The following is a 4,733-nucleotide window of genomic DNA, read 5'->3' on the forward strand; positions in this document are numbered from 1 at the left end:
CGCCGCGCGGTCGTTGCCGCTATTCGCACTGTCGCGGGTTGCCTGCGTCTGGTCAATTGCGCCGTTGATCGCATCGCCCACGCTGCCCGACAGGCCGAGCGTGAAACCGCTCTGCTTCGTCTCCCGGGTTTCGTCGTGGTGCGAGGTGCTGGTGGCCGCATCGATGATGACATTAGCCGCCGTGCCCGTAACGTTCTGCGCGGCCACCAGATCGCTGCCCGTTACGTGCAGGGTGTTGCCCGCCTGAATCGAGAGGTTGCCGTTCGTGCTGCCCACCAGGCTACCGTTGTTCGTCACGCTGCTGTCGTGCGTCGTCTCCTTCGTGTCGCTGCTGCCGTAGTTGAGGCTCAATCCACCCCCGCTCATCGCGCCGAATCCCGACTTCTTTTCCTCGTAGAACGAACTGCTCTGACTCGTATCCTGCGTCGTGGTGATGTTCACGTCATGCACGGCGCTCAGTGATACATCGTTCGTCCCGACGATCGTGCTGCCCGCGACGTTGGTATCCTTGCCGCTTGAGATCGACACGCCGTCTGCCGAAATCATGCTGCCCTGCGAAAGCGTCGTGGTCGTATCGCTCGAACTCGATACCTCCTTGCCGCTTACCACGTTGCTATGGCTATGCTGCTCCTGCGAATTGTCGACATAGGTTGCGGTGGCCGCGCCGATATTGACGTTGTTCGCTGCCGCGAGGGTTGCCGTCCCCTGATCGAGGTTGATCGCACTGCCGGTGAGATTGATATCAGAACTGTCCCGTCAACTGGAAACCGAGCGTGACCCGTGCGGTCGGAAAGCCTGAAGGTTTGTAGATCGGTGTCCCGGCGAACAGGTCATAGGCGAGCGCGCCTGCCTTGGTCGATGCGCTTCCACGAACTCCGATCACCGCGCCCGCCAGTTGCGTTCCGACGAGAAAAGACGCGCTCGGCCCGAACACATGGCCGTAGTCGATGCCTGCATAGAGTGACTGGCCGGTTGATCCAACCGGTAGCTGTAGCTCGTTGCGCCAGAAGAAGCCGCGCTCGGCCGCGAGCATCGTTTCGCCGTCGAAGCCGCGCACCGTGTAGCGGCTGCCAATGGTCAGGTCGTCAATATAGTTGAGCGTGTTATTGGTGAACTGGCCGTGGACGGACGTCACGTAGCGCAGCGGCTGGGTTGCGATGGCGAACGGAACCGACAGGTTCGCGTCGAGTACGGCCATGTGAAAGCGGTAGGTGGGACCGTTCGCGTAAAAGTCAGGTGTCGCCCCGAGGCCGCCGATGCCCTGGCGATACGCGAGCGTGCCGTCGAACTGCGACGCGCCGAAGTAGTGACGATTGGTCAGCCCGGCTTCGATGAACGTATTGTTGCGCCGCTGCTGCGGGATATCGGCATCTTCAATGAAGCTCTCACCAAAGCGCTTCGTCAGCCGGAATTGCGCGCCAAGTACGTTGTTCTGGCTGCGCATCAGGACGCGCTGCAGTTTGAAGTCCACCGTCTGCGAATTGCCACTCGAAACGAATGTCTGGTTCGCGCCCGCAATCTGCTGATAATACGTGTTCGTGTAGGCCGAGAGCGTCCCTGTCCAGTAGCCCGAGGGGATCGAGTAGGAGCCGTTCCAGCCGTGCGAGCCGAGCCGCCTGTCGCCGAATTCCAGGTCCTGGCTCACACCCACGTTAAAGATATCGTTCAGACCGAGCGGGTTGTTGATGCCGAGGCTCAGGTTGCCTTGCAGCTTGCCCGTTGCGCGCGTGCCTGAGTTGTCCACCGAAGCGACGACCGTCCAGGGCTTCGTGCGCTTTACCGTGATGACAACATCGCTCTCGCCCGGTACGTCTGCGGGCTCGATTTTCATGTCCACGTCCTGACTGCTGACGCGTTTCATCTGCTCAAGTCCCTGTTCAAGCTCGCGCAGGTTGAGCATGTCGCCGTCGCGCGTAGGAAAGGCGGTTTTCCATGTGCCGCGCGTAGCGGGATCGGCGAAGCGGATCGTTCGCACGACACCCGGTACAAGCGCGAATTTCAGCGTGCCGGATGACAGGTCCTGTTCGGGCAACAGCACGCGCGTGGTGATATAGCCGCGACTCAGGATAGCCTGCTGCAATCCCTTGGTGAGCGTGTCGAGTCCCGCCTTGCCCACGCATTGCCCCTTGTAGTGGTCAAGCCATTCACGCGCGAAGGCGAAGCGGTCCAGCGGCAGCGCAGACGCGCCGTGTCGGCGTACGGCATCCGGCAGTGTCGCGGGCACATCAAGCACGAATGAGTCGATGCGAAAACATGGCGTCTCTGCCGGCAGTTCAGGCCAGCCAGAAGTGCGCTCGACGGTCGAGCGCACGGACGGCGCATTGACGGCCGCGTCGCGCTGCTGCGTTTCGCGCTGTTGCTGAACCTGCTGGTTCTGTTCGGCACTCGCGCGCGCAGCCGCTGCCGTGTCGGCTGGCGTTGGCGTCGGCGTTTGCTGCGCGAAGGCGAGCGATACCACGGCTGTGAGCGGCAGAGCCGCCAGCCTCGTTTTTATTTTCATTGATGTCTTTTATTCCCTGATTGCCTGCGGCGGCGCGTCACCGGCTTTGATAGCCGGTAACGCTCTCAACGTATCAATCCGAAATCCGTATGTCGGCAGGAACTGTTCGTGGTTATCAATTGTCCTTGCTCTTGTGACTATTCAGCGAACCAACGAATGCGATAAAAACCGCCAAACACCCTAAGCCAATCGGCACAAGGATTCCCACTACTGTAGGTACGTTTGCGATGAAATCGCCAACAGCGATCTTTAATCCTGATTTGATTGCAATTCCAATGAATACGCAAACGTAGAATGAAATCACTGTACCGAGGAAGATATAGCGATACTTATAACGAGACAGATACTCGGCGACTACCGGTCCCAACAAACCGCTTAAAACTACACGGGCTATGTCATCCATATCTGACCTTTAGTTCGATTGGTTTGAGGAGGGACTTTTCACAGCACGACCTAATGTCTGTCCTAGGGCCAGCGAGTTGAGTCTGGTCACAATCCCTGGCGCAGTAGTGATATTTTTCAGACTGTTGGGAACGCCAGCCCAATTGTACATTTGCGTTCCGAACATGCTACTCGCGGCACCATATGCAGACGTTACAGCCAAGCCTTCCAGCGAAAACCTATCAGAAAACTCGTTAACAAAAACACTAGGATTTAAGCCGCTGTTGGCTCCCGCGCTCACAGCCGTGCTAAAGACATAAATTCCTCCAGACGTTGCGGCACCGGTTAAGGCCGCGCTCGACAGTGAATACCCGGCCTGGGCAGCCTTATAAGCAGCAAGCGCTTCGGGAGCGAGAATCGCCGCCCCAACACCGGCCACGACTACCGAGCCAGCAATACTTACGTCCCTCACATTGTCCTGGGCAACGCTGTTCAAGTCAGTTTGTGCCTGAATTGCCGCGCTCAACGTGGCATCGCTACATTGCGCCCCAGCAGGGCAAACCTGCTCAACGAGACTCTTCTTTTTGTCGTTGCCCTGGTTGTACAACTGAACTGCTGAACCGGTCGCCGCGCCAGCCGTCCCTCCCACCAGCGCGCCACCCACCCCGGCAACGATGTTCGCAGAAATGTTGCCGAGCAGTTCCGAGCCCGTTGCCGATTCAACACCCTTTGAAATCTGGTCCAGCTGACCAGCCATCAAGGAAGAAAGTCCCGCACCAGCCGCACCGCCAATCGCTGTGAGACCACTCCCACCGCCGAGCCCGCCAATCAGCGCGCCGCCCGCAGCCTGCATCATGGCCCGGTTCACGCCTCCTTCGTCCCACGCGTCAGCCGTCGCTTTGTCACCCGCCGCCAGCGCCTCGTCGCGCTTCATGTCCGCATACGCGCCGATGCCCTGCGCGACCACCTGACCCGCTGCCTGCGCGGCCTGCATCGTGTCGGCCTGCTGCGAGAGCAGGTTGTTCACGTCCGGTGTTGTCGAGACCGTACCATTGGTGTTTGTCGTATCACGGCTCAGGGTTGCCACGTCCTGCGTTTGCCCGGTCTGGTTGGTGATGTTGATCGTGCCCGCGCTGATTGCGCTGCGCGTGGTCGCGCTCTGGTCGCCGCTGTCGTTCTGCGAAATCATCGGCGCAACGCCAGGTGTACCGCTAACCGAGCCGGGTCCAAGTGCCTTGCCAGTCGTTCCGACGCCGACACCCGCGCTGATACCGTTGCTCGTCGCGTCGTAATGCGACTGGTTCTGGATATCGCCATAGGTCAGCGTACCGGTCGTCAGGCTGTTCTGCGTCGGATCGGCGGTACTTGAAATCACCGCGCCGGTCAGGTTCGTATTGCCCTTGACGTTGATATCAAAGCCGCCGCTGCCCGCCTGGATACCTGCCTGCTCGTTGACCTGGGCATAGTTGCTATCGGCGTGACCGTTCTGCGCGCTGAAGCTCGCGCTGCCGCCGCCCTGGCTGATGCTGAACCCGCCGCTCACGCTGCTCTGATGCGCGGTGCTGACGGTCGTATCCTGAACGCTCTGGATATTCAGGTTGCCGCCAACGTTCGCCGTTACCTGCCCGCCGCTGACCTGCGAGCCGATGATATTGGTATCGCCGCCCGAAACGACGGTAACGCTGTTCGCGCCGCTTACGTGCGAGGCGTTCTGGATCGCAGCATCGCTGTTGCCGTCGCGGTGCGCGTTGGACATTGACGCCGAGACGCCAAAGCCGTTGGTGCCATATGACACGCCTACGCTCGCGCTGCTCGATTTGTTCGTGCTGGCGGTGGTGTCGGTGTCGGTCGT

4 protein-coding genes are annotated in these 4,733 nt (G+C 60.0%); all 4 read right to left on the reverse strand.

Annotation, left to right across the window (positions count from 1 at the left end):
• Nucleotides 1-741, reverse strand: a 741-nt coding sequence (locus HV744_RS36070) for a hemagglutinin repeat-containing protein (protein ID WP_175154021.1), incomplete at its 3' end; no start/stop codon positions are given.
• A 1-nt stretch (nucleotide 742) separates the two neighbouring features.
• Nucleotides 743-2,500: a ShlB/FhaC/HecB family hemolysin secretion/activation protein gene (locus HV744_RS36075; RefSeq protein WP_175154018.1), complete on the reverse strand. Its 1,758-nt coding sequence runs from the start codon at nucleotides 2,498-2,500 to the stop codon at nucleotides 743-745.
• A gap of 115 nt (nucleotides 2,501-2,615) precedes the next feature.
• Complete coding sequence (locus HV744_RS36080) at nucleotides 2,616-2,903, reverse strand: hypothetical protein (protein WP_175154019.1); 288 nt, start codon at nucleotides 2,901-2,903, stop codon at nucleotides 2,616-2,618.
• A 9-nt stretch (nucleotides 2,904-2,912) separates the two neighbouring features.
• Nucleotides 2,913-4,733: hemagglutinin repeat-containing protein (locus HV744_RS36085; protein WP_175154020.1), on the reverse strand; the 1,821-nt coding region annotated here is incomplete at its 5' end.

The organism is Paraburkholderia ultramafica (genome assembly GCF_902859915.1).
Classification (GTDB): Bacteria; Pseudomonadota; Gammaproteobacteria; order Burkholderiales; family Burkholderiaceae; genus Paraburkholderia; species Paraburkholderia ultramafica.